This is a genomic window from Rathayibacter tanaceti, assembly GCF_001634385.1.
Taxonomy (GTDB): Bacteria; Actinomycetota; Actinomycetes; order Actinomycetales; family Microbacteriaceae; genus Rathayibacter; species Rathayibacter tanaceti.
Map to the genome: position 1 here is coordinate 1 of NZ_LIIN01000011.1, position 23,002 is coordinate 23,002.

The following is a 23,002-nucleotide window of genomic DNA, read 5'->3' on the forward strand; positions in this document are numbered from 1 at the left end:
GTCGGTGCGGCCTGCTCGAGGACGTCGCCGTGTCGGCTCCGTGCTCTCGAGGGCGGTCGGCAGCTCGGCCGCCGCCTCGGGGGCGGGCGCCGCCTGCTCGGCCACGTCCGCCGGCTCCGCTTCGACGACGGTGGCGTCGACGACGGGGGCGACGTCCTCGGCGGTCGCCGGAGCGATCGACTCGGCGTCGGCCGCAGCGCCGGCGCGGAGGTCCGAGATCGCCTGGACGAGCTCGCCCTTGCGGAGCTTGGAGCTCCGCCGAGGCCGAGGCGCGTCGCGAGCGCCTGGAGCTCCGCGACGCGGAGCGCCGAGAGATCGGCGGTGAGATCCACGGTCGAGCCGTGGGTGTTGACATCTGTCACTGGAGAGGGTTCCTTCCCCCCGGGAACGACTGCTCACCGGGAGAGCTCATCGACCGCGCGGTGCCATCGCGTGTTCTGATCCACGCGATGCTCTCGGTCACCGGCGCCTCCTGCCAGAGAGCGCAGCGAGGGCCCGGAGACCAGGCGCCGGTCTGCAGGAGAAGCAGGGGCGCCCTTCACACGATGGGATGGCCGTGGTTGTCGGGACGATCCGTCGGACAGAGTCCGCTCGTTACGCGGTTCCTAGGGATGCGGTCCCCACTGTAGCACCCTTGAAGTCGACGGCCAGCATGTGCGCGCGCCACGGCGTGGGCGCCTCGGTCGCGACGAGGTCGGCCGCCGCGAGCCGCTGCGCGGGGTCGCTGCACAGCACCAGGACGCTCGGCCCGGCGCCCGAGACGACGGCCGCGTAGCCGTGCGAGCGCAGGAGGGCGATGAGTTCGGAGGTCTGCGGCATCGCGGCCGCGCGGTAGTTCTGGTGCAGCTTGTCCTCTGTCGCCGCGAAGAGCAGCTCCGGGCTCTGGATCAGCGCCGCGATCAGCAGCGACGAGCGCGAGACGTTGAAGACCGCGTCCTCGTGCGGCACGCTCTGCGGCTGCAACGAGCGCGCCAGGCGCGTCGACATGGTGTGCTCGGGGACGAAGACGACCGGCGAGACTCCGCGGTGCACCATCAGCTTCTTGGAGCGGGGGCGCAGCGGGGAGCCGGCGGCCGCATCGGCGTGGGGCTCCACCCACGCGATGGTCAGCCCGCCGAAGAGCGCGGGCGCCACGTTGTCGGGGTGCCCCTCCATCTCGGTCGCGATGCGGAGCAGGTCGTCGGCGTCGAGTTCCACGATCCCCTCGAGCAGCCCCTTCGCCGCCATGATCCCCGAGACGATCGCCGCCCCGGAGGAGCCCATCCCGCGGCCGTGCGGGATGATGTTGCGCGCGATCACCTCGATCCCGGGCATCTCCTGGCTCTGATCCGCGAAGGTGTACGCGACGGCCTGCACGACGAGGTTCGTCTCGTCGGTCGCCACCTCGCCCTCGCCCACGCCGTGCACCGTCACACGGGCACCCGTCGCCGCGACGGCGGTCACGTCGAGCTCGTCGTAGAACGAGAGCGCCAGGCCCAGCGTGTCGAAGCCGGGGCCCAGGTTCGCCGAGGTGGCGGGGACCTTGACGTGGACGGTGCGGCCGACGGGAACCGCTGAGGTCATGCGCCGGCCAGCCCCAGCACGTCCGCGACCGCTGCCGTGTCGACAGGCACGACGGTCGGCGTGATGTCGGCGCCGTCGGCGGTACGGAGCGCCCACTGCGGGTCCTTGAGGCCGTGACCGGTGACCGTGAGCACGACTGTGGCGTCCTTCGGGATCGCCCCGGCCTCGGCACGCTCGAGCAGCCCGGCGACGCTGATCGCCGACGCCGGCTCGACGAAGACGCCGACCTCGCCGGCGAGGATGCGGTAGGCCTCGAGGATCTTCTCGTCGCTGATCGCGCCGAAGTAGCCGTCGCTGGCGCTGCGTGCGTTCAGAGCGAGCTCCCATGAGGCGGGGTTGCGATCCGGATCGCGCTGGCGATCGTCTCGGGGTGGCGGACCGGGGCGCCGTGGACGATCGGAGCGGAGCCCTCGGCCTGGAAGCCGAACATGCGCGGGAGGCGCGTCGTGGCGCCGCGCTCCAGCTCCTCCGAGTAGCCGCGGAAGTAGGCGGTGTAGTTCCCCGCGTTGCCCACCGGGACGATGTGGAGGTCCGGCGCGTCGCCCAGGACCTCGACGACCTCGAAGGCCGCCGTCTTCTGGCCGGCGATGCGGTCGGGGTTCACCGAGTTGACCAGGTGCACCGGGTAGTTGTTCGCGAGGTCGCGGGCGATGTCGAGGCAGTCGTCGAAATTGCCCTGCACCTGCAGGAGCTGCGCGTTGTGCGCGATGGCCTGGCTGAGCTTGCCCAGAGCGATTTTGCCCTCGGGCACCAACACGGCGGCGGTGATGCCGGCGTGGGTCGCGTACGCGGCGGCCGAGGCCGAGGTGTTGCCGGTCGAGGCGCAGATGACAGCCTTCGCACCGTGCTCGACGGCCTTCGAGATCGCCATGGTCATGCCACGGTCCTTGAAGGATCCCGTCGGGTTCATGCCCTCGTACTTGACCCACACCTTCGCGCCCGTCCGCGCAGAGAGGGCCGCGGCGGGGATGAGCGGGGTGCCGCCCTCGCCCAGCGTGATGACCGGGGTCGCCTCCGTCACATCGAGGCGGTCCGCGTACTCGTGCAGGACTCCGCGCCACTGCTTGGCCATCTCAGGCTCCTTCAACTCGTAGAACAGACGTCACGGCGCCCACGAAACCATGGGAGTGGAGGGCGGTGACGGTGGCCGCCAGATCGGATTCCGCCGCGGCGTGCGTGCCGAGGACCAGGGTAGCGGTCGGCTCGCGCCGCGCCGCACCGGTCGTCTCCTCCAGCGGGTCGGCGTCCGGCGGAGTCTGCACCAGGGTCTCGACCGAGACCCCGTGGTCGGCGAACACCCCCGCGATCTGCGCGAGCACGCCCGGCCGATCGAGCACCTCGAGGGTGACCTGGTATCGGGTCGTGACATGCCCGATCGGCAGGACCGACAGGCCGGAGTTCGCGCTGGTGACCAGGCCGGGACCACCGACGACGTGGCGCCTGGCGGCCGATACCACGTCGCCCAGCACCGCCGAGGCGGTCTCGACGCCGCCGGCACCGGCTCCGTAGAACATCAGATCGCCGGCCGCCTCGGCCTCGACGAAGACCGCGTTGTTGGCGCCGTGGACGGCGGCGAGCGGGTGCGAGCGGTGCACGAGCGCCGGGTAGACCCGTGCCGAGACGCCCTCCTCCCCCGTCTTGGCGTCGGTCAGCCGCTCGCAGATCGCCAGCAGCTTGATCACGTAGCCGGAGTCGCGGGCCTGGTCGACCTGAGCCGTGGTGATGCCGGTGATCCCCTCGCGGTGCACGAGGGTGACCGGCACGTCGGTGTGGAACGCCAGGCGCGCCAGGATCGCGGCCTTCTGCGCGGCGTCGTAGCCCTCGATGTCCGCCGTCGGGTCCGCCTCGGCGTAGCCGAGCTCGGTGGCGCGGGCGAGCGCCTCCTCGAGGCTCGAGTGCTCGGTGTCCATCCGGTCGAGGATGTAGTTGGTCGTGCCGTTCACGATGCCGAGGATCCGGTGGACGCGATCGCCCGCGAGGCTGTCGCGCAGCGGACGGATGATCGGGATGGCGCCCGCGACGGCCGCTTCGTAGTTGAGCTGCGCGCCGACCTGGTCCGCCGCCTCGAAGAGCTCGTTCCCGTGCGCGGCCAGGAGCGCCTTGTTCGCGGTGATCACGTCGGCGCCCGACGAGATCGCCGCGAGGATGTGGCTCCGGGCCGGCTCCAGACCGCCCATCAGCTCGACCACGATGTCGCGCCGAGGATCAGCGACTCCGCGTCGGTGGTCAGCAGGTGCCTCGGGATGTCGGCGGTGCGCGGGGCGTCCGGATTCCGCACGGCCACGCCGACGAGCTCCAGCGGCGCCCCCACGCGCTGCGCGAGCTCGTCGCCGTGGTCGAGCAGGAGGCGGGCCACCTGGGCACCGACGGACCCGGCACCCAGGAGGGCGACGCGGAGGCTGCGGTACTCGATCATCGGGAGGTCGCCTTTCGTTCGATGCCGGCGTCGCGGCGGAGGAGGTCCTCCTCGGTCTCGCCGTGCACGAGGACGCGGGAGCGCCCGTCGCGCACGGCGACGACCGGGGGACGGCCGAGGTAGTTGTAGTTGCTGGCGAGAGACCAGCAGTAGGCGCCGGTCGCCGCGACGGCGAGCAGATCGCCCGGCCCGACGTCGGCGGGCAGGAAGTCGTCGTGCACGACGATGTCGCCCGATTCGCAGTGCTTGCCGGCGACCCGCACCAGCGCGGGTTCGGCCGAGGAGGAGCGGTTCGCGAGGAGCGCCGTGTAGTCGGCTCCGTAGAGCGCAGGGCGGGCGTTGTCGCTCATCCCGCCGTCGACGCTGACGTAGCGGCGCACGGCCGTCGCTCCCTCCGGGCCAACCACCACATCCTTGACGGTGCCGACCTCGTAGAGGGTCAGGCCGGCGGGCCCGATCAGCGAGCGCCCCGGCTCGATCGCGATGTGCGGCACCGGAATCCCGCGCACCGCGCACTGCTCAGCGACCGCGTCCGCGACGGCCGCCGCGATCTCAGCGATCGGCGTGGGATCGTCGGCGCTCGTGTACGCGATGCCGAAGCCGCCGCCGAGGTTGAGCTCGGGCACCGGGCCGTCCGCGAGCAGGGCTGCGTGCACGTCGAGCAGGCGCGACGCGGACTCCGCGAATCCGCCCGCCCCGAAGATCTGGGAGCCGATGTGGCAGTGCAGGCCGAGGAAGCGCAGCGACGGGAACGAGCGGATGCGCGCCACGGCGGCCGGGCAGTCGGCGAGCGCGAGGCCGAACTTCTGGTCCTCGTGCGCGGTGGCGAGGAACTCGTGGGTGTGCGCGTGCACGCCGCTGTTCACGCGGAGGCGGACGGCCTGCACCCGCCCGTGCCGCTCGGCTGCGGCCGCGACGCGCTCGATCTCGAGGAGACTGTCGAGCACGATCGTGCCCGCGCCGACCTCGACGGCACGATCGATCTCGGCGAGCGACTTGTTGTTGCCGTGCAGGCCGAAGCGTTCGGGCTCGATTCCCGCAGCGAGCGCGACGGCCATCTCCCCGCCGCTGGAGAGGTCGAGGTTGAGGCCCTCGCCGCGCATCCAGCGGGCGACCTCGGTCGACAGGAACGCCTTTCCTGCGTAGTAGACGGTGACGCCCGTGCCGATGCGGGCGAGCTCGCGGGCGAACACGTCGCGGAGCTCGACGGCCCGGCGCCGGGCATCCGCCTCGTCGACCACATAGAGAGGAGTGCCGTACCGGCGCACGAGCTCCGTGGCGGCGACTCCGGCGACCCAGAGCACACCGTCCGCGTCACGACGGGCGCCGTCCGACCAGATCCCCTCGACGAGCTCGTTCGCATCGTCGGGGGTGCGCAGCCAGTCGGGCGCGAGCGGATGCTGGGGAGCGCGGGCGGCGTCGATGACCACGGGTGAGACCTCACAGGAGAGAGTGGGAGCGTCACTGCGGGGCGAGCGGGTCCGGATTGACCCCTGAAGCCAGCGATGTCAGTGTTCGACCCGCGGACGACGCGGGCACAGGGCTCCGATCCTACCGGGCGACGCGGCGGCCGCCGCGCCCGATCAGGAGCAGGAGCCGGTCTCCTGCTCGGCCGGATCGCTGAGGAAGCTCGGCGAGAGGGCGAAGGTCGCGTCCATGGAGTCACGGGCGACCTCGACGCCGGTCAGCGTCAGCCCGCGGGGCACCGAGTCGGCGATGCAGACCGTCGACGGTGCGAGCAGATCGCCCGAGACAGCGCCGAAGCGCTCGCGGAACTGCGTCGCCGAGAAGGTGGCCCCCGCCGCCGAGACCTCCTGCGGCGTCAGCTCGATCGCCCCGTCGACGGCCGCGAGTCCGAGGCCGATTCCCGCCCCGAGGCTGAGGCCGAGCACATCGACCGACGCCGTCACGCGCACGAGCGGAGGGTCGAGGGTCACGTCATCCACCGGCACCGTGCTGCGCTCCGTCACCAGCGTCGAGACGGAGGCGGCGTCGATGTCGACCGTCGCGGTGCCGGAGTCGACGGTTCCGTCGCCGCTCACGGGCACTCCGACGAGGTCGCCGCCACATCGCCGTCGAGTTCGCCGAACGAGCGTCGGAGCTGCGCAGGTCGAGGCGGTCCAGCCGGCCTCTCAGCAGCTGCGGCAGCACCGCCCAGCCCGCCACGTCGACGTCGACCGCGTGATCGGCGGGCAGCGCGAGCGCCTCCCTGAGGCTCGCGGCGGCCCGATCGGCGACCGCGCGGCGCGCGACCGAGTCGCCGACGACCGCGGCGATCACCACCAGCACCAGGACGATCGCGACGACGAGCGCGGCGCGGGCACCCCTGCGCCGCCGCCGCGGCCCGACGGCCTCGCTCACATCCGGTCCGGGGCGGTGACGCCGAGCAGCGAGAGACCGTTGCGCAGCACCTGACCGGTCGCCTCGTTGAGGCGGAGGCGGGTCGAGTGCACGGCCTCGACCGGGTCCTCGCCCTGCGGCACCACGCGGCAGGTGTCGTACCAGCGGTGGTAGAGGCCCGCGATCTCCTCGAGGTAGCGCGCGACGCGATGCGGCTCGCGGAGCTCGGCGGCGTGCGCCACGATCCGCGGGAACTCCTGGAGCCCGCCCAGCAGCGCCGACTCCGTCGGGTGCACGAGCGTCTCGGGCGCGAACGGCTCGGCCGGTACTCCCGAAGCCGCCGCTTTGGCCGCGACCTGACGGGTGCGGGCGTGGGCGTACTGCACGTAGTAGACGGGATTGTCGTTGCTGCGCTTGGTCAGCAGGTCGAGGTCGATGTCGAGGGTGGAATCGGCGGAGGAGCGCACCAGCGAGTAGCGGGCCGCGTCGACTCCGACGGCCTCGACCAGGTCCTCCATGGTCACCACGGTGCCGGCGCGCTTGGACATCCGGACCGCTTCGCCGTCGCGGATGAGGTTCACCAGCTGACCGATCAGGATCTCGAGGTTCACCCCCGGGGTGTCGCCGAACGCGGCGCACATCGCCATCATCCGGCCGATGTAGCCGTGGTGGTCGGCTCCCAGCATGATGATCGCCCGGTCGAAGCCGCGCTCGCGCTTGTCGAGGTAGTAGGCGAGGTCGCCGGCGATGTACGCCGCCTCGCCGTCGCTCTTGATGACCACCCGGTCGCGGTCGTCGCCGAAGGAGGTGGTGCGCAACCACGTCGCGCCGTCCGCCTCGAAGAGGTGACCGAGCTCGCGCAGGCGCTCGATCGCACGCTCCACCGCACGAGACTCGTGCAGCGAGTTCTCGTGGAAGTACACGTCGAAGTCCACGCCGAACTCGTGCAGGCTCTGCTTGATCTCGCCGAACATCAGCTCGACGCCGATCGAGCGGAAGGTCTCGGCGAGCTCCGCATCGGGGAGCACGGAGAGGTCACCCGGGTAGGCGGCGACCACCCGCTCGGCGATCTCGGCGATGTAGGCGCCGCCGTAGCCGTCCTCGGGCGTGGGCTGGCCCCGGTACGCCGCGAGCAGGCTCCGCGTGTAGCGGTCGATCTGCGCGCCGTGGTCGTTGAAGTAGTACTCGCGGGTCACCTCGGCGCCCTGCGAGATGAGCATCCGCGCGAGGCTGTCGCCGACCGCCGCCCAGCGGGTGCCGCCGATGTGGATCGGTCCGGTGGGGTTCGCCGAGACGAACTCGAGGTTCATCCGCACGCCGGAGTACGCGCTGCCCGTCCCGTAGGACTCGCCCGCCGAGACGATGACGCCGGCGAGGGCGCCCGCCGCCGCGGCCTCGAGCCGGACGTTGAGGAACCCCGGCCCGGCCACCTCGACCGTGGCGACCCCCTCGACCGCGCCCAGCCCTTCGGCCAGTTCGGCCGCGAGCTCGCGCGGGTTCGCGCCGACCTTCTTCGCGAGCTTCATCGCGATGTTCGAGGCCCAGTCGCCGTGGTCGCGGTTCTCGGCCGCTCCAGCACGACGTCCGAGAGGTCGACCCCCGCGTCACCGCCTCGTCGCTGCACGGCGTCGAGGACGAGGGCGTGCAGGGAGGCGGCGAGTTGCTCAGGAGTCACGGGGAGTGATTGTACCGGCCGCTGTCCGCCCCTCTCCCCTGTCGTGGCGCTGCGCGCTCCCCTGCCCGTGGCGCTGCGCGGCCGGTCCGGAGGGAGCCGCTAGGGTGCCTCGCATGCGCCGTCCCGCCGTCCTCCTCGTCGTCAGCCTCACGGCGGTGCTCCTCGCCGGCTGCGCCCCGTCCGCCGCGCCGGAGCCGAGCGCGAGCGGTGCCGTGACCGGCACGCCGATCCCGCTCTCGTGCGAGCAGCTGGTGCCCGCCTCCGCACTCGAAGGCCTGTGGAACGGCTTCTCCCCCGCCGACGACGTCGAGCCGACCGATGTCTCGCGCGAGATCGCCCAGTACGACGGCCTGCTCTGCGGCTGGTCCGACGGATCGGGAGCCGAGCTCCAGCTCGCCGTCGCGCACCTGGATCCGGACGTCATCGAGGCCCTCAAGAACGAGTTCTTCACCACCAGCAAGGCCGTGCCCACCTACGGCAGACCGCCGCAGATCGAGGGCTATTACCAGGTGGCCGACGGTCGGGGAGTCGCCGATGCGTTCGTCGGCGAGTACTGGGTCGAGGCGTCCAGTGCCTCCTTCGTCGAGCCCGGCGACCCCGAGCCTCTGGTGCGAGCGGCACTCGCCGCTCTCGGCGGCTGAGCTCCGGCGTCAGCCCAGGCGCACCGGTGAGACGTGGTCGTCCTCGAGCGCTTCGTCGCACTCGGCCTCGACGCGCATCGCGGTGAGCGACAGGTCGGTGAGGTAGCTGCTGAGGAACGCCGTGTCGGCGGTGTCCCGCCCCGACGCGATGCGGAGCATCGACCCGCGCGGAGCGAGCCGCGTCGCGTCGATGACGTGCCAGGCCCCGCCCACCCACGCCTCCGTCACCGCGTGGAAGTCGCGCGGCCGGAGCGCGGGCGCGTAGACAGCGCTCACCCGCGCGGGGATGTCGAGCGCGCGCAGGAGCGCGGTGGCGGTGTGCGCGAAGTCGCGGCAGACTCCCTCGCCGCTCTCGATCACCTGCACCGCCCCGCCGGTGCCCACCGTCGAGCCGTAGACATAGGAGAGGCGGCCGTGCACCCACTCCTCGACCGCGGTCAGCGCCTCGAAGCCCTTCGCCCGCCCGAACTCGCGGCGAGCGATCCCGCCGAGCAGGTCCGCCTCCGCGTACCGGCTGGGACGCAGGTACTCGACCAGCTCCAGCTCGCTCGGCTCGTCGGGAGCTCCGTGTCCGGCGACGCGCGCCGTGTACTCGACCCGTAGCGCTCCCTGGGCGCCTGCCGCGCGGTGGATCCGGGCTCCGTGCCGCCCGGGGAACTCGCGCACGGGCAGCGGCTCGCCGTTGAGGCGCACCGCGAGGGAGTCGTCGAAGGAGTCGCCGGTCGGCGTCGCCGCGATCAGCAGGACGAGGTCCGTCGGACCGTCCAGACGCAGGTCCAGCGAGGCGGAGACAGTGCGCAGCATGCCTCCATCGTGGCACGCGCGGGGCGCGCTCCTCGGGGTCGGGGCCCGCCCGACCGGGTGCTAATGTGGTCAGGCACTCCTGGCCCCCATAGCTCAGGGGATAGAGCACTGCCCTCCGGAGGCAGGGGCGTAGGTTCGAATCCTACTGGGGGCACCACTCCTCGCGGCCGGTCGCCCGAGCCGGAGGCCCTCCTCAGAGTGAGGCATCCTGCGCCGTGACGCACGGTGCAGCGGTGCCCATGCTCCCGTCGGTCGGCGCGGACACGACGACGGCCCGGGATCAGGGTTCCCGGGCCGTCGTCGCTCAGCGATGCCGTCGCGCTGGTCGGCGCCGGCCCGCTCTCACTCGTACAGGTGGAAGGTGCTCGCGCAGGCCGCCGAGCAGAAGGTGTCGCGCCGTCGGGCGGTCGCTGTCCCGCAGGCCTCGCAGCGACCACGACCCAGGATCCGCGAGAGGACCCCCCGTGGAGGCGGTGCGACCACAGAGGACACGACGACGGTTGGCGTGACGCGGATGGTCGCCGCCGCTCCGCTGCTTGCGTCGAGGTGGATCGGGTCGGCGACGATTGTGGAGGGCTGTATCCGCTGTTCTTCCGGTCGGGTAACCATACGGAGGAACGCTAGGCCAGCAGCCTGAGAGATCACGACGGGGTTGACGCGCGAGCGCTCACGGATGCCGAGGATTCGGCATGGGCGAACCGTGTGCGCGGCCGGCCCGGTGAGCGACGGCGCCACAGGTGGCGCTCCGCACGAGCGCACCCGACGGGATCGAGCTGGGTCAGGACGCGCTGGGGTGCGGCAGAGGATCGATCGCGGCCACGCCGGGTCTCATCCGCTCGCTCCGCGGCACCGAGCGCGGACGACACCGGTCGGTGCGGAACGGGAGCAGCAGAAGCATGACGGGGAGCAGGACGATCCACAGGACGACCGAGAGGGCGAGACGCACCCAGATCGAGAGGAACGAGAACATGTGGTGTGCCGCCCCCGGGTGACGGTGAAGTGAACAGCGCGAACAGTGTCGTCGGGCTTCCGAGGAGAAGGAGAGAAGAAGAGCGCCACGGTTAGCGCAGGTCCCGCCACCGCTCGGCCACTTCCTCTTCTCTTCGGCGCCGACCCACGATCGGAGGGGTCGGGCCCGCGGATCCGCTCCGCGCCTACCGCCGGCGCCGGTCTCCTGTGAACCATCGCACCGGACACGCGGCGTCCACGTCTGTGATCCTGAGAACCGAGCCGTAGGGTGAGCGCGTGAAAATCCTTGTCGTCGAAGACGATCCAGCCATGGGCGAGGCCCTCGTCGACGGACTCGAAGACGCCGGCTACGAGGCCGTGCTGACCACGAACGGCATCGACGCGCTCGTCGCGTTCACCAACGCCGAGTTCTCGGCGGCCATCGTCGACGTGATGCTCCCCGCCATGTCCGGCTTCGAGATCTGCCGACGGATCCGTGAACTGGGGCGACCCACGCCGATCATGCTGCTCACCGCGCGCGACGCGATCGAGGACCGCGTGTTCGGACTCGACGCCGGTGCCGACGACTACCTCACCAAGCCGTTCGCGTTCACCGAGCTCAACGCCCGCCTCCGCGCCCTACTGCGCCGCAGCCCCTCCCTGATGTCGACATCGATCGATGTCGGGAGGATCACCGTCGACGGCTCGAGCATCCGCCGCACCGCCGACGGCTCGCGCATCCACGTCAGCCCCAAAGAGCTCGAGCTCCTCAAGCTGCTGATCTCCCCCGTCGGTTCCGTCGTCACGCGCCAGCGGATCCTCGCCGAGATCTGGGGCGGAGGCGAGATCGTCGACAACAACATCGTCGACCAGTACGTCAGCTACCTCCGCAAGAAGCTGCCGACGGAGGACACCGGCGTCAGCATCGTGACCGTGCGCGGCAAGGGCTACTTCCTCCGCCCGGTCGAGTAGCCCGTGACGGAGGCGAGTACCGCACGCCGTCGCTCCGGCGCGCTGTCGATCCGCGCGAGGATCACCGTCGGAACCGTCGCGGTGGCCACCGTGCTCTTCGCGCTCTCCGCGGTCCTCTTCCACCAGGTCGTCTCCGGGATCGTCGACCGCAGCGAGCGCACCATCCTGATGTCGATTGAGGACGAGGTCCGCCGCGACATCTCGGTGGGCAACGTGCCGCAGAACCGGGGGCCCTCGACCGGCCAGCTGTTCCTCGCGCTGGCGCCTGACGGCGCAGTCAGCACATCGACCATGCCCTCGCGGCTGGCCGACAGGGTGCGCACTGCCCTGACGGAGGAGCCGGCGGGTGCGTCCGTGCGATTCATCGAGGTGACGACACCGGACACCCGCTACCTCGTGCGGATCAGTGCGGTCGAGAGCGCCCAGGGGGTCTGGCAGGTCGCCTCCGCGCGCGATCAGGCCGCGTCGCAGCTCGTGCTTGACGACTTCGCGCATGTCCTGGTCTACGCCGCGATCTTCCTCGTCGTCACCTTCGGCCTGGCCTCGTGGATCCTGACCGGCGCGGCCCTCGCCCCCGTGCGGCGGATGCGCGCCCGCGCGGACCAGATTGCCGCCGATCCCGGGCAGGGTGATCAGCTCCCCGTCGTCGGGACCCGTGACGAGATCGACGAGCTGGCGGTGACGCTCAACGCGTTCCTGACCAAGCAGACCGCGTCGCTCGCTCGCGAGAAGCAGATGGTGTCGGACGCCAGCCACGAGCTGCGGACGCCGCTCGCCGCACTCTCGGCGCAACTCGAGATCGCGCACCACCGGGTCGACGACTCCGCCGCGGTGGACCGCGTGATCCTGGACGCGCAGAAGAGCGTCGACCGGCTCGTCCGGCTCGCCTCCGCGCTACTGGACATCTCGCGCATCGAGAGCCGCACAGTGCGGCCGACCGCCCCTTTCTCGGAGCTGGTGGACGAGCTGGTCGGCGCCGTCGACCGCACCCGCCTGCTCGCCTCCGAATCGGGGGTCGAGATCGACTACGAGATCGACGAGCGGGAGCCGGCGCGCCTGTACGCGGTGGCCGCTCAGGACTTCGGCCGTGTCATCGACAACCTCGTCCGCAACGCGATCCAGGCCCTGCGGGGTGGAGGGATGATCGTGGCCGCGCTGAGCCAGCAGGACGGGCGACTCCTGCTGAGCGTCTCGGACGACGGACCGGGCATGCCCGCCGCGTTCATCCCGGTCGCCTTCGACCGCTTCTCGCGCCCGGACGACTCCCGGGCCCTCGCCTCCGGCGGCAGCGGGCTGGGTCTGGCCCTGGTGCACACCACGGTCGTCTCGGCGGGCGGCACCGTCACCCTCGCGAACCGCTCTCCCCGCGGTCTGGCGGTGGACATCGTCCTTCCGCCGGTCGGCTCGGCCTGAGGCGCGGGCCAGGTCGGGGAACGACGAAGGCCCCCGGCGGACCGGGGGCCTGGGTGACGGCGTCAGCGCTGGTCGTCCTCGGGGCGGACGGGCTGCGGCTCGCCCGTCGCCGGCGGCGGCGACCACAGCGCCTGAGGAGCCTCCGCCGCTGCTCCGCGGCCGTCGAGCAGCGTGCGGGCCCGGTTCACGACCTCGGGGTCGACGAGCACGGAGTAGCTCGTCGCGATCACCTGCATGGTCGAGGTGAAGTCGCGACGGCGGCGGTTCACGGCATAGGAGGCGAGACCGAAGAGCATCCCGAAGCCCGCTCCGAGGAGCACGGCAGCGACAAGGAACGAGAACTCGGTCGTCGGGGAGAAGATGATGAGCAGCAGGCCGAGGAACACTCCGAGCCACGCACCGGAGGCAGCTCCCGCGAGCGCAACACGGCCCCAGGTGAGCTTGCCGGTCACGCGCTCGACGCTTTTGAGCTCGTTCCCGATGATCGCCAACTGCCTCACCGGGAAGTCCGCGCGGGCGAGGACGTCGACGGCGGCCTGGGCCTCCTGGTAGGTCTCGAACGTCGCGAGGATCTCCCCGCGGGGGATGGTCGGGAAGGCCGGACCTCGGCCGTTGAACGGCGTCTGCTGAGTCACCCGTTCAGGGTGGCACAGCAGACTTGAAGGATTCTGGACGGATCTGGGGAGCAGGCCGAGGACGAACCGAGAAGGCTCGGCGTCCACCCGGTCGTGCGGGTCTAGGTTTGTAGCCGTGAGTTCCGCCAGAGTCTTCGTCGCGCGCTTGGCCGGATGCAGTGTCTTCGACCCCGCCGGCGATCGTGTCGGCAAGGTCCGCGACGTGCTCCTGGTCTACCGGCAGAACGACGCGCCCCGCGTCGTAGGACTCGTCGTCGAGATCCCCGGGCGGAGGCGGGTGTTCGTGTCGATCGGCCGCGTCACCAGCATCGGCAGCGGCCAGATCATCACCACCGGGCTGATCAACGTGCGCCGCTTCGAACAGCGCGGTGGCGAAGTCCGGGTGATCGCGGAGCTGCTCGGCCGCCGGGTCAGCTTCGTCGACGGCTCGGGCGACGCCACTGTCGAGGACGTCGCGATCGAGGAGGCGGCACCCGGTGAATGGGAGCTCGCGCAGCTCTTCGTCCGCCGACCCAAGACGAGTCCCTCCCCCTTCGCCAAGGGCGCCACCGCGTTCGCCGGTTGGCGCGAGGTGCGCGAGAGCGTCTCGACTGAGGCGCAGTCGGCGGAGCAGTACGTCGCGAGCCTCTCCGAGCTCAAGCCCGCCGACCTCGCCAGCACGCTCCTCGATCTCCCGCAGCAGCGGATGCTCGAGGTGGCCGGCGAACTCTCCGACGACCGCCTCGCGGACGTCCTCGAGGAGATGCCCGAGAGCGAACAGGTCGAGATTCTCGGACAGCTGGACGACGACCGTGCGGCCGACGTCCTCGACCAGATGCAGCCCGACGACGCCGCCGACCTCATCGCGCAGCTCTCCGAGGAGCGCGGCGAGGCGCTTCTCGAACTGATGGAGCCGGAGGAGGCGGACGACGTCCGCATGCTCCTCAGCTACGCCCCTGAGTCCGCGGGCGGCCTGATGACGACCGAGCCGATCATCGTCTCCTCCGAGGCGACGGTCGCCGAGGGCCTCGCCCTCATCCGGCGCCACGAGCTCGCCCCCGCCCTGGGCGCGGCGGTCTGCGTCACGCTACCGCCCTACGAGCCGCCGACCGGACGCTTCCTCGGCATGGTCCACTTCCAGCGGATGCTCCGCTATCCCCCGCACGAGCGGCTCGGCACGCTGCTGGATCAGAGCATGGACCCGATCACTCCGGAGACGTCCGCGGCCGAAGTCGCCCGGATCCTGGCGAGCTACAACCTCGTCTCGGTGCCCGTGGTGGACGCCTCCCACCGCCTCGTGGGGGTCGTCACGATCGACGACGTGCTCGACTATCTCCTCCCCGACGACTGGCGCAGCCACGGCGACGACGACGAACCGCGGAAGCCGGTCACCACGGCGACGCAGGGAATCCCGCTCGTGCCGCCCGCGCCGGCGACGAGCAGGACACGACGAGGACGGAGGGGTGCACGTGGCTAGGGACAGCAAGCAGGATCGGCGGCTCGACGCCCCGAAGGGGTTGCGCACCCGGGTGCTCTCGCGGCGCGGCCGGCCGAGCAGCGATCGCTTCGGCCGTCTGACGGAGTCGTTCGCGCGCGGCATGGGCACCCCGTGGTTCCTGGTCGGAATGACGATCTTCTGCGTCTTCTGGCTGATGTTCAACACCTACGGCCCCGAGGACGCGCGCTTCGATTCGCAGGCCCTCGGCTTCACGGTGCTGACCCTGATCCTGTCGCTGCAGGCGTCCTACGCGGCTCCGCTGCTCCTGCTCGCGCAGAACCGCCAGGACGACCGCGACCGCGTGCAGATCGAGCAGGACCGCCAGCGCGCCGAGCGCAACCTGGCCGATACCGAGTATCTGGCACGCGAGGTCGTGGCGCTCCGCCTCGCGATCCGCGACATGGCCAGCAAGGACTTCATCCGCTCGGAGCTGCGCGGCCTGCTCGAAGAGCTCGAGAAGGACCGGACCGCGACGTCCGAGCGCAGCGATGCCTGAGCCGACTGCTCTCGAGCACGCGGTCCTGACGGCCCTCGGAGGCGTCGCCGACCCCGAGATCCGCCGGCCGATCACCGAACTCGACATGGTCGAGTCGGTGGCGGCGCGCGGACGGCGCGGTGCGGGTCGCGATCCGACTCACGATCACGGGCTGCCCCGCGGCCTCCGCCATCGAGCGCGACGTCCGCGAGGCGAGCGCTGCGGTGGCCGGAGTCACGGCCGTCGATGTCGCGGTCGGCGTCATGACACCTGCGCAGCGTACGGCTCTGACGGAGCGCCTCAGAGGCGCCCGGCGCAGCATACCGTTCGGTCCGGACTCGCTCACCCGTGTCTACGCTGTGACCAGCGGCAAGGGCGGCGTGGGGAAGTCGACGGTGACGGCCAACCTTGCGGTGGCCCTCGCGCGCCGCGGCCTCGCGGTCGGCCTGGTCGACGCCGACGTGCACGGCTTCTCCATACCCGGGCTGCTCGGCCTGATGCACGAGGGACACGTGGCCGGACCGACCCGGGTCGGCGAGCTGATGCTCCCCCCGGTCGCCCACGGCGTGAAGGTGATCTCGATCGGGATGTTCCTGGAGGGCGACACCCGCGGAGCCGCCGTGTCCTGGCGCGGACCGATGCTGCACCGCACCATCTCGCAGTTCCTCACCGACGTCTACTTCGGCGACCTCGATGTGCTCCTGCTCGATCTGCCACCGGGAACGGGAGACGTGGCGATCTCGATCGGTCAGCTCCTCCCCCATGCGGAGGTGCTGATCGTGACCACTCCGCAGCCGGCCGCCGCCGACGTGGCCGAGCGCAGCGGCGCCCTCGCCCGGCAGTCGGGTCAGCGCATCATCGGAGTCGTCGAGAACATGTCCGGCCTTCCGCAGCCGGACGGCTCGGTGCTCGAGCTCTTCGGCAGCGGTGGTGGCGCAGAGGTCGCCCGTCGTCTGAGCGCCTCCGGCGACGCGGTCCCTCTCCTGGGATCTCTGCCGATCAGCGTCGCGCTGAGGGAGGGAGGCGACGCGGGCGTTCCGGTCGTCGTCGGCGACCCGGAGGATCCCGCCGCCAAGGCGATCGACGCGCTGGCGCACACGCTGGCGGCACGCCCCCGGGGCCTCACCGGCCGACGGCTGCCGATCGCGGTCGACTGAGACGCGCGTCCACGCGCGGGGACGTGCTGCCGCTCAGGTGGCCTCGGAGTCGATCGGCGGCGGCGCGACACTCGAGAGGGTCCCCGTGCCGACGGAGCGCTGCATCGTCGTGTAGTAGCTGTCCTGGGCGGAGCCGGTGCCTCCCGCGACCACCGGTGCAGCGACGGCGGTCGGCGGCTTCACGGTCGGAGTCGGATCGTCGTCGTCGAGGAGGGCGTCGCGGATGATCCGACGAGGGTCGTACTGCCGCGGGTCGAGCTTGCGCCAGTCGACCTCGTTGAACTCCTCGCCCATTTCGTCCTTGACGCGCTCGCGCGCCTGGGTGGCGAACCCGCGCATCTTGCGCACCAGCTGGCCGAGCTGCGAGGCGTAGTACGGAAGACGATCCGGACCCAGCACGAAGACCGCGATCACTCCGATGATGAGGAGCTTGTCGAACGTCAAACCGAACACGAGGACAACACTAACCCGCCGCGCCTCCCCCGCGGAGCGCGCGCGCCACCGTAGCCTGACGGTGCCCGGGCGCGACCCGTCCGGCGCACCGATCAGAGGAGCCCACCCGTGTCCGACAAGGATGCCAACTGGAAGTACGCCGAGGACGCGATCGTCGAGTCCGAGGGCATCGCCTCGGCCCGCCGGCTCTCGGTCGAGCTGGGCATCGACGCGGTCTCCCCCTCGATCGGCGCGCAGTCCGCACTGGTCGCGGCGGCCGCGCGCGCCACCTCCATCATCGAGATCGGCACCGGCACCGGCGTCAGCGGCCTCTGGCTTCTGGACGGCGCTCCCGAGGCGATGCTCACCTCCATCGATTCGGAGGCGGTGCATCAGCAGCACGCGCGCACCCAGTTCCACGAGGCCGGCGTCTCCCCCAACCGCCTCCGCCTCATCCCGGGGCGCGCCCTCGAGGTGCTGCCTCGGATGAACGAGAACTCGTACGACATCGTGTTCGTCGACGGCGACCCGCTGCAAGTGATCGAGAACGTCGAGCACGCCCTGCGCCTCGTCCGGCCGGGCGGCACCGTGCTCGTCCCGCACGCGCTGTGGCGTGGGCGCGTGGCCAACCCGGCGCAGCGCGACGAGATCGCGACCGCCTTCCGCACGCTCGTGGCCGAGATCTGCGGATCCCCCGCCGTGGTCAGCGTGCTGTCGCCAATCGGCGACGGTCTGCTCCAGGCCAACAAGCGCCGCGCCTGAGCGACCGGAGACCGGCTCGCTGCACCCGTCGACGAGGGAACGCCCGCCGCACGGTGTGCGACGGGCGTTCTCGACGGTGCGGATCAGGCGGGAGACACCACCGACGCGAGCGCGTCGTGCAGCTCTTTCGCCTCTGCATCGTTGACCGAGACGACGAGGCGTCCGCCTCCTTCGAGCGGAACGCGCACGACGATGAGTCGGCCCTCCTTAACAGCCTCCATCGGTCCGTCTCCGGTCCTCGGCTTCATGGCCGCCATAGAGTTCCCCTTTCGTGACGAATCCCTCTATTATCGTGCATCCGCGCGGGTGTTCCGAACCGTCGCGCCCATCGAGAGCCGGGCCGGGATCACGGCGGAGTCCAGTCGCCGCTGGTCACGGACCAGCAGAGCGAGATCCAGGCGATCTGACCGCCGATGCCGAGCAGCACCAGCAGCACGCGGAACACGGGCGACCGCGGGACCGCGAGTGCCCCGACGAGCGGGAACATCGGCCCGAGCAGTCGGAACGTGCTCGACTGCGGGAAGAAGAACGCGAACAGGTACAGCCCGTAGCCGGCGATCCAGGCACGGCTGAAGACGTCGAGCCTCCGCGTCCACGGCGCCGCGAGCGCGGCCACGAAGACCACGACCAGCAGGACCACCAGCAGGATGCCGACCGCAGGCGCCTGGAACCACCAGGAGCCCCACCACGATCCGCCCTGGAACCACGGAGTCAACGGCAGGAGCTCCTGGTAGCCGATGTAGACCGAGCGCCAGGCCAGCTCCGTGTCGGTGTACGCGGTCACCGATCCCGTCACGACCCAGGCGATCGCGGGCCAGAGGAACCCGACGACCAGGCCCCACAGCGTGAGGCCGACCGCGGGCAGCCACTGCGCCCGGGGGAACGGCTCCTTCGCACGGCGCACGATCCGGTAGACGACGTACAGACCGGAGGCGGCGGCGACGGCGAGTCCGCTCGGCCGCGTCAGCCCCAGCAGAAGCACGACCGGCACCACCGCGACCCAGCGGCGACGCACCAGGAGCAGCAGCATGATCGTGGTCAGCATCATCGCCATCGACTCGGCGTACGCGAGCTGGAGCAGAGGAGAGGTCGGCGCCACGCAGAAGAGCAGTACGGCGGCGAGCGACTGCGACTCGCTGAGCGAGTGCCGGAGGAGGCGGTAGAGCACGAGGCAGGCGACCGCTCCGCAGATCACCGAGACGGTGACAGCGGCCGGCGCCCAGGCGAGGCCGGTGAGAGCCATGACGGCCTTCACGACGGCCGGGTAGAGCGGCATGAACGCCCAGGCGTTCTCTCCGACGTGGCCCGTCTCGGTGATCGGGAGTACGGAGGGATAGCCGCTCGCCGCGATGATCTCGTACCAGCGCGCGTCCCACATCGACGCGAAGGCGGAGTAGGAGGGCGACGGGCCGGTCCACGGGTTCGCCTCCTGCATCGACGCGAAACGGAGGAGGATGACGGTCGTGACGACCCGGGTCGCGAGGTACACGGCGAGCACCCCGGCCCACCACGGCACCGAGCGCAGGCGGGACCGGACCGGCGCGGGCGTGATCATCGTGCTCACGGGGCCGCCGTCAGCCATCGGCGCAGGCCTTCTGCGCAGGCCGTGATCTCGCGCACCGCCACCCGTTCGTCGTCAGCGTGGGCGCGGAGGGGGTCTCCCGGTCCGTAGTTGACGGCGGGGATGCCCATCGCCGAGAAGCGCGCGACGTCCGTCCAGCCGTACTTGGGTCGTGCCTCCGCCTCGACGGCGGCCAGGAACGCCTGCGCGAGCGGGGCGTCGAGACCGGGCCGAGCGCCCTCGGCGAGATCGGCGACCTCGACCTCGAAGCCCTCGAAGAGCTCGCGGAGGTGGGCGATCGCCTCCTCTCCGGTGCGGTCGGGCGCGAAGCGGTAGTTCACCTGCACGGTGCAGAGATCGGGGATGACGTTGCCCGCGACTCCGCCGACGATGCTCACGGCGTTCACCCCCTCTCGGTAGACCAGGCCCTCGACCTCGACCGAGCGCGGTTCGTAGGCGGCGAGCCGCGCGAGCACCGGCGCTGCCGCGTGGACGGCGTTCTCGCCGACCCAGCTGCGGGCGGAGTGGGCGCGCACGCCCCGGGTGAACACCTCGACCCGCAGGGTCCCGTTGCAGCCGCCCTCCACGGTGCCGCCGGTCGGCTCGCCGAGCAGAGCGAAGTCGGCGGTGAAGAGGTCCGGCCGGCGACGCGAGAGACGGCCGAGGCCGTTCAGATCGGAGGCGACCTCCTCGTTGTCATACCACATCCAGGTGATGTCGACGGCGGGCTCGACGAGCTCCGCCGCGAGCACGAGCTGCACGGCGACTCCGGCCTTCATGTCGACGGTGCCGCGGCCGACGAGGTGGTCGACACCGTCAATCGCCCGGGCGACGACAGGGAGGTTGTCGTTGATCGGCACCGTGTCGAGGTGGCCGGCGATCACGACCCGCTGTGCTCGCCCGACGTTCGTCCTCGCGACGACGGTGTGCCCATCGCGGATGACCTCGAGGTGGCCGTACTGCTCAAGCGCCCGCTGTACGGCGTCGGCGATCTCGAGCTCGTCCCCCGAGACGGACGGGATGTCGCAGAGCACCCGGGTGAGGGCGACCGGATCGGTGCGCAGATCGAGCGGAGGGGCGGTGGTCTGGTCGGCCATGGGCACCAGGGTAGCGGCAGCACCCTCCGCGCTACCCTGGGTCGCATGACGCCCGAGCACTCCGCAGACTCCGCCTCGCCCGCCTCCGCCTGGGGCTACGGGCTCGCCACGATCGCCGCCGACGACACCGTCCTCGACACCTGGTTCCCGGAGCCGCGGCTCGGTGCGATCCCAGCCGGACGCGACCCGTGGATCGTGCCCGCCGAGTTCGAGGAGCAGGCCGGCGAGGACCCCCGGCGCGAGGTCCGCATCGATGTCGTGACGCTCCAGATCGACATCCAGGCGCCGCCCGCCTCCACCTCCGACGCCTACCTGCGCCTGCACCTGCTCTCGCACCTGCTCGTGCGACCGAACGACGTGAACCTTGACGGCGTCTTCGCGCACCTGCCCACCGTGGTCTGGACCAATGCGGGCCCCGTCTCGCCCGAGTCGTTCACCCGCCTACGTCCTTCGCTCCGTCGCCACGGGATCCAGGCGACCGGCATCGACAAGTTCCCCCGACTCACCGACTACGTGACCCCCGAGAAGGTGCGCATCGCCGACACGTCGCGCGTGCGGCTCGGCGCGCACCTCGCCCCTGGCACCACGGTCATGCACGAGGGCTTCGTCAACTTCAACGCGGGCACGCTCGGCAGCTCGATGGTCGAGGGGCGGATCTCACAGGGCGTCGTCGTCGGCGACGGGTCGGACGTCGGGGGCGGGGCCTCGATCATGGGCACCCTCTCCGGCGGAGGCGTCCAGCGAATCTCGGTCGGCGCTCGGGCGCTGCTCGGCGCCAACTCCGGCATCGGCATCTCGATCGGGGACGACACGGTCGTCGAGGCCGGCCTCTACATCACCGCGGGCACCAAGGTCGTGCTGATCGGCTCGGCACCGCTGCCCGACGGCCGACCGCGGACCGCGAAGGCCGCACAGCTCTCGGGCGTGCCGAACATGCTGTTCCGCCGCAACTCCCTCACCGGCGCCGTCGAGGTGCTCCCCCGCACGCGCGGGCGCCGAACTCAACGCGGCGCTGCACGCCTGACCGGCCGGCCCTCGCGCTCGAAGGGCCGCGGACCGGCGAGGGAACCGGCGGCTGCTCGCTCCCTCGCAGGTCGGGATTCCCTCGAGCGATACGGTCAGCGGCCGGAAGGCCAGTGGCGCTCGGGCGAGCCGATGTAGAGCTGCTGGGGTCGGCCGATCTTGGTCTGCTTGTCGGTGTTCATCTCGCGCCAGTGGGCGATCCAACCCGGGAGGCGGCCGATCGCGAAGAGCACGGTGAACATCCGGGGCGGGAAGCCCATCGCCTTGTAGATCACTCCGGTGTAGAAGTCGACGTTGGGATAGAGGCGACGCTCCTTGAAGTAGTCGTCCTCGAGCGCCAGGGCCTCGAGCTCCATCGCGATGTCGAGAAGCGGATCCTTGACGCCGAGCGCCTGCAGCACCTCGGAGGCGCTCTCCTTGACCAGCTTGGCGCGCGGGTCGTAGTTCTTGTAGACCCGGTGGCCGAAGCCCATCAGACGCACGCCCTCCTCCTTGTTCTTCACCCGCTCGACGAAGGTCGACACGCTCTCGCCCGACTCGCGGATGCGGCCGAGCATCGTGAGCACGGCCTCGTTGGCCCCGCCGTGCAGCGGGCCGAAGAGAGCGTTGATGCCGGCAGACACGGAGGCGTAGAGGTTCGCCTCGGTGGAGCCGACGAGGCGGACGGTCGAGGTCGACGCGTTCTGCTCGTGGTCCTCGTGCAGGATCAGCAGGCGGTCGAGCGCTTTCGAGAGGACCGGATCGACCTCGTACTTCTCGGCCAGGGTGCCGAAGTTCAGCCGCAGGAAGTTGTCGACGAAGCTCAGCGAGTTGTCCGGGTAGAGGAACGCCTGGCCGATGCTCTTCTTGTGCGCGTACGCGGCCATCACCGGCAGCTTCGCGAGGAGACGGATGGTGGTCAGCTCGACCGCCTCCGGATCCTTCGGGTTGGAGCTGTCCTCGTAGTAGGTCGAGAGAGCCGAGACCCCGGCCGAGAGGACCGACATCGGGTGCGCGCTGTGCGGAAGAGCGTCGAAGAAGCGCTTGAGGTCCTCGTGCAGGAGAGTGTGCCGGCGGATGCTCTCGTCGAAGCCGGCGAGCTCGTCGGCGGTCGGCAGCTCGCCGTAGATCAACAGCCACGCCACCTCGAGGTACGTCGCGCTGGTGGCGACCTCCTCGATCGGGTAGCCGCGGTAGCGGAGGATCCCCTGATCACCGTCGATGTACGTGATCTGCGACTTCGTCGCCGCGGTGTTCACGAAGCCGTAGTCGAGCGACATGAACCCGGTCTGCTTCGACAGGGTCGAGAAGTCGATGCTCGACGAGCCGTCCACGCTGCGCAGGACCGGGAAGTCCGCGGTCCGATCGCCGAAGGTGAGCGTGACCTTCTCGGGGAACTCCTGCTCCACCGGCGACGAGGGCTGCGGCTCTGCGCTCTCGGTGGCGGGCTCGGGGGAACCCACCGTCGCGGTTCCTTCGCTCTGCGTGCCGGATTCGGTCACAACGCCTCCCAGGTCGTCGCGGTCGCACCCCGGAAGCGCTCGCACGGAGCGGGCGGCGCCGGGTCTGGATCGTGGTGCAGCCGGGCCCTCGTGAGGCGCCGTCGACCGAACCGCATACAGCCTATGGGCA

The 23,002-nt window shown here is 71.1% G+C and carries 20 protein-coding genes, 1 tRNA gene and 5 pseudogenes; 9 read left to right on the top strand and 17 right to left on the bottom strand.

Annotated elements, in window-relative coordinates; genetic code table 11:
* Nucleotides 1–594: 594 nt before the first annotated feature.
* The 8 genes and pseudogenes from thrB to argS form a co-directional block, all read right to left on the bottom strand.
* On the bottom strand, nt 595–1,563 hold the full coding sequence (gene thrB, locus ACH61_RS02655) for a homoserine kinase (protein ID WP_068208271.1): 969 nt from the start codon (nt 1,561–1,563) through the stop codon (nt 595–597).
* A pseudogene (thrC, locus tag ACH61_RS02660) lies at nt 1,560–2,635 on the bottom strand (threonine synthase). Before thrC ends, thrB begins: the two are co-directional and overlap by 4 nt.
* Before the next feature lies 1 nt (nt 2,636).
* Nucleotides 2,637–3,767 (bottom strand): annotated as a pseudogene (locus ACH61_RS02665) (homoserine dehydrogenase); the annotation flags it as partial.
* On the bottom strand, nt 3,740–3,979 hold the full coding sequence (locus ACH61_RS18100; RefSeq protein WP_236713512.1) for a hypothetical protein: 240 nt from the start codon (nt 3,977–3,979) through the stop codon (nt 3,740–3,742). The pseudogene ACH61_RS02665 and the gene ACH61_RS18100, both read right to left, overlap by 28 nt.
* Entirely contained in the window at nt 3,976–5,409 is a 1,434-nt protein-coding gene (gene lysA, locus ACH61_RS02670) for a diaminopimelate decarboxylase (protein WP_236713513.1), read from the bottom strand. The genes ACH61_RS18100 and lysA overlap by 4 nt, the downstream gene beginning before the upstream one ends.
* 153 nt (nt 5,410–5,562) lie before the next feature.
* Nucleotides 5,563–6,021, bottom strand: coding sequence for a hypothetical protein (locus ACH61_RS02675; RefSeq protein ID WP_153038781.1), 459 nt, complete (start codon nt 6,019–6,021; stop codon nt 5,563–5,565).
* Nucleotides 5,918–6,340, bottom strand: coding sequence for an LmeA family phospholipid-binding protein (locus ACH61_RS17225; RefSeq protein WP_068208277.1), 423 nt, complete (start codon nt 6,338–6,340; stop codon nt 5,918–5,920). Before ACH61_RS17225 ends, ACH61_RS02675 begins: the two co-directional genes overlap by 104 nt.
* A pseudogene (gene argS, locus ACH61_RS02685) lies at nt 6,337–7,994 on the bottom strand (arginine--tRNA ligase). The gene ACH61_RS17225 and the pseudogene argS overlap by 4 nt, the downstream one beginning before the upstream one ends.
* Nucleotides 7,995–8,107: 113 nt before the next feature.
* On the opposite strand from argS, the gene ACH61_RS02690 reads away from it, so the two are divergent.
* Nucleotides 8,108–8,635: a hypothetical protein gene (locus ACH61_RS02690; protein ID WP_068208280.1), complete on the top strand. Its 528-nt coding sequence runs from the start codon at nt 8,108–8,110 to the stop codon at nt 8,633–8,635.
* A gap of 9 nt (nt 8,636–8,644) precedes the next feature.
* On the opposite strand, the gene ACH61_RS02695 is transcribed toward ACH61_RS02690, so the two are convergent.
* Nucleotides 8,645–9,439, bottom strand: coding sequence for a transglutaminase-like domain-containing protein (locus ACH61_RS02695; protein WP_068208284.1), 795 nt, complete (start codon nt 9,437–9,439; stop codon nt 8,645–8,647).
* 82 nt (nt 9,440–9,521) lie between these two features.
* On the opposite strand from ACH61_RS02695, the gene ACH61_RS02700 reads away from it, so the two are divergent.
* Nucleotides 9,522–9,596: transfer RNA gene (locus tag ACH61_RS02700), tRNA-Arg, on the top strand.
* A gap of 185 nt (nt 9,597–9,781) precedes the next feature.
* On the opposite strand, the gene ACH61_RS16705 is transcribed toward ACH61_RS02700, so the two are convergent.
* Together ACH61_RS16705 and ACH61_RS02705 are read right to left on the bottom strand one after the other, a co-directional pair.
* Entirely contained in the window at nt 9,782–10,048 is a 267-nt protein-coding gene (locus ACH61_RS16705; protein WP_153038782.1) for a hypothetical protein, read from the bottom strand.
* Nucleotides 10,049–10,217: 169 nt separating this feature from the next.
* Nucleotides 10,218–10,409 carry a hypothetical protein gene (locus tag ACH61_RS02705; RefSeq protein WP_068208287.1) on the bottom strand — a complete coding sequence of 64 codons (192 nt, stop codon included), beginning with the start codon at nt 10,407–10,409 and terminating at the stop codon, nt 10,218–10,220.
* Between the two features lie 275 nt (nt 10,410–10,684).
* On the opposite strand from ACH61_RS02705, the gene ACH61_RS02710 reads away from it, so the two are divergent.
* Together ACH61_RS02710 and ACH61_RS02715 are read left to right on the top strand one after the other, a co-directional pair.
* Nucleotides 10,685–11,359: a response regulator transcription factor gene (locus ACH61_RS02710; protein WP_068208289.1), complete on the top strand. Its 675-nt coding sequence runs from the start codon at nt 10,685–10,687 to the stop codon at nt 11,357–11,359.
* A gap of 3 nt (nt 11,360–11,362) precedes the next feature.
* On the top strand, nt 11,363–12,772 hold the full coding sequence (locus tag ACH61_RS02715; protein WP_082844956.1) for a sensor histidine kinase: 1,410 nt from the start codon (nt 11,363–11,365) through the stop codon (nt 12,770–12,772).
* Between the two features lie 62 nt (nt 12,773–12,834).
* Here the strand turns inward: ACH61_RS02715 and ACH61_RS02720 are convergent, their stop codons facing one another.
* Nucleotides 12,835–13,407, bottom strand: a complete 573-nt coding sequence (locus tag ACH61_RS02720; RefSeq protein ID WP_082844957.1) for a YflT domain-containing protein — start codon at nt 13,405–13,407, stop codon at nt 12,835–12,837.
* A 115-nt stretch (nt 13,408–13,522) separates the two neighbouring features.
* Here ACH61_RS02720 and ACH61_RS02725 point away from each other — a divergent pair, with 115 nt between their 5' ends.
* From ACH61_RS02725 to ACH61_RS02735, 3 genes and pseudogenes are all read left to right on the top strand, one after another.
* Nucleotides 13,523–14,863, top strand: a complete 1,341-nt coding sequence (locus ACH61_RS02725) for a magnesium transporter MgtE N-terminal domain-containing protein (protein WP_068208292.1) — start codon at nt 13,523–13,525, stop codon at nt 14,861–14,863.
* Nucleotides 14,856–15,380, top strand: coding sequence for a DUF1003 domain-containing protein (locus tag ACH61_RS02730; RefSeq protein ID WP_068208350.1), 525 nt, complete (start codon nt 14,856–14,858; stop codon nt 15,378–15,380). The genes ACH61_RS02725 and ACH61_RS02730 overlap by 8 nt, the downstream gene beginning before the upstream one ends.
* Nucleotides 15,373–16,516 (top strand): annotated as a pseudogene (locus ACH61_RS02735) (Mrp/NBP35 family ATP-binding protein). Before ACH61_RS02730 ends, ACH61_RS02735 begins: the two are co-directional and overlap by 8 nt.
* Before the next feature lie 33 nt (nt 16,517–16,549).
* On the opposite strand, the gene ACH61_RS02740 reads toward ACH61_RS02735, so the two are convergent.
* Entirely contained in the window at nt 16,550–16,969 is a 420-nt protein-coding gene (locus ACH61_RS02740; protein WP_068208293.1) for a twin-arginine translocase TatA/TatE family subunit, read from the bottom strand.
* A gap of 108 nt (nt 16,970–17,077) precedes the next feature.
* Here ACH61_RS02740 and ACH61_RS02745 point away from each other — a divergent pair, with 108 nt between their 5' ends.
* A complete protein-coding gene (locus ACH61_RS02745; protein ID WP_068208296.1) occupies nt 17,078–17,710 on the top strand; it encodes an O-methyltransferase in 633 nt (210 codons plus the stop codon).
* An 83-nt stretch (nt 17,711–17,793) separates the two neighbouring features.
* Here ACH61_RS02745 and ACH61_RS02750 read toward each other — a convergent pair whose 3' ends face one another.
* The 3 genes from ACH61_RS02750 to dapE form a co-directional block, all read right to left on the bottom strand.
* Nucleotides 17,794–17,967 carry a DUF3117 domain-containing protein gene (locus ACH61_RS02750; protein ID WP_068208299.1) on the bottom strand — a complete coding sequence of 58 codons (174 nt, stop codon included), beginning with the start codon at nt 17,965–17,967 and terminating at the stop codon, nt 17,794–17,796.
* An 89-nt stretch (nt 17,968–18,056) separates the two neighbouring features.
* Nucleotides 18,057–19,292, bottom strand: coding sequence for a hypothetical protein (locus ACH61_RS02755; RefSeq protein WP_068208302.1), 1,236 nt, complete (start codon nt 19,290–19,292; stop codon nt 18,057–18,059).
* Nucleotides 19,271–20,368 carry a succinyl-diaminopimelate desuccinylase gene (gene dapE, locus ACH61_RS02760; protein ID WP_068208305.1) on the bottom strand — a complete coding sequence of 366 codons (1,098 nt, stop codon included), beginning with the start codon at nt 20,366–20,368 and terminating at the stop codon, nt 19,271–19,273. The genes ACH61_RS02755 and dapE overlap by 22 nt, the downstream gene beginning before the upstream one ends.
* A gap of 45 nt (nt 20,369–20,413) precedes the next feature.
* On the opposite strand from dapE, the pseudogene dapD reads away from it, so the two are divergent.
* Nucleotides 20,414–21,392 (top strand): annotated as a pseudogene (gene dapD / locus ACH61_RS02765) (2,3,4,5-tetrahydropyridine-2,6-dicarboxylate N-succinyltransferase).
* A gap of 94 nt (nt 21,393–21,486) precedes the next feature.
* On the opposite strand, the gene ACH61_RS02770 reads toward dapD, so the two are convergent.
* Complete coding sequence (locus ACH61_RS02770) at nt 21,487–22,779, bottom strand: citrate synthase (protein WP_068208353.1); 1,293 nt, start codon at nt 22,777–22,779, stop codon at nt 21,487–21,489.
* Between the last annotated feature and the right edge of the window lie 223 nt (nt 22,780–23,002).

Coding starts and splice junctions, on each gene's coding strand:
- thrB (WP_068208271.1), bottom strand. CDS start 1,563: ATGACCTCAGCGGTTCCCGTCGGCCGCACCGTCCACGTCAAGGTCCCC.
- ACH61_RS18100 (WP_236713512.1), bottom strand. CDS start 3,979: ATGATCGAGTACCGCAGCCTCCGCGTCGCCCTCCTGGGTGCCGGGTCC.
- ACH61_RS02690 (WP_068208280.1), top strand. CDS start 8,108: ATGCGCCGTCCCGCCGTCCTCCTCGTCGTCAGCCTCACGGCGGTGCTC.
- ACH61_RS02695 (WP_068208284.1), bottom strand. CDS start 9,439: ATGCTGCGCACTGTCTCCGCCTCGCTGGACCTGCGTCTGGACGGTCCG.
- ACH61_RS16705 (WP_153038782.1), bottom strand. CDS start 10,048: ATGGTTACCCGACCGGAAGAACAGCGGATACAGCCCTCCACAATCGTC.
- ACH61_RS02705 (WP_068208287.1), bottom strand. CDS start 10,409: ATGTTCTCGTTCCTCTCGATCTGGGTGCGTCTCGCCCTCTCGGTCGTC.
- ACH61_RS02750 (WP_068208299.1), bottom strand. CDS start 17,967: ATGGCGGCCATGAAGCCGAGGACCGGAGACGGACCGATGGAGGCTGTT.
- ACH61_RS02755 (WP_068208302.1), bottom strand. CDS start 19,292: ATGGCTGACGGCGGCCCCGTGAGCACGATGATCACGCCCGCGCCGGTC.
- dapE (WP_068208305.1), bottom strand. CDS start 20,368: ATGGCCGACCAGACCACCGCCCCTCCGCTCGATCTGCGCACCGATCCG.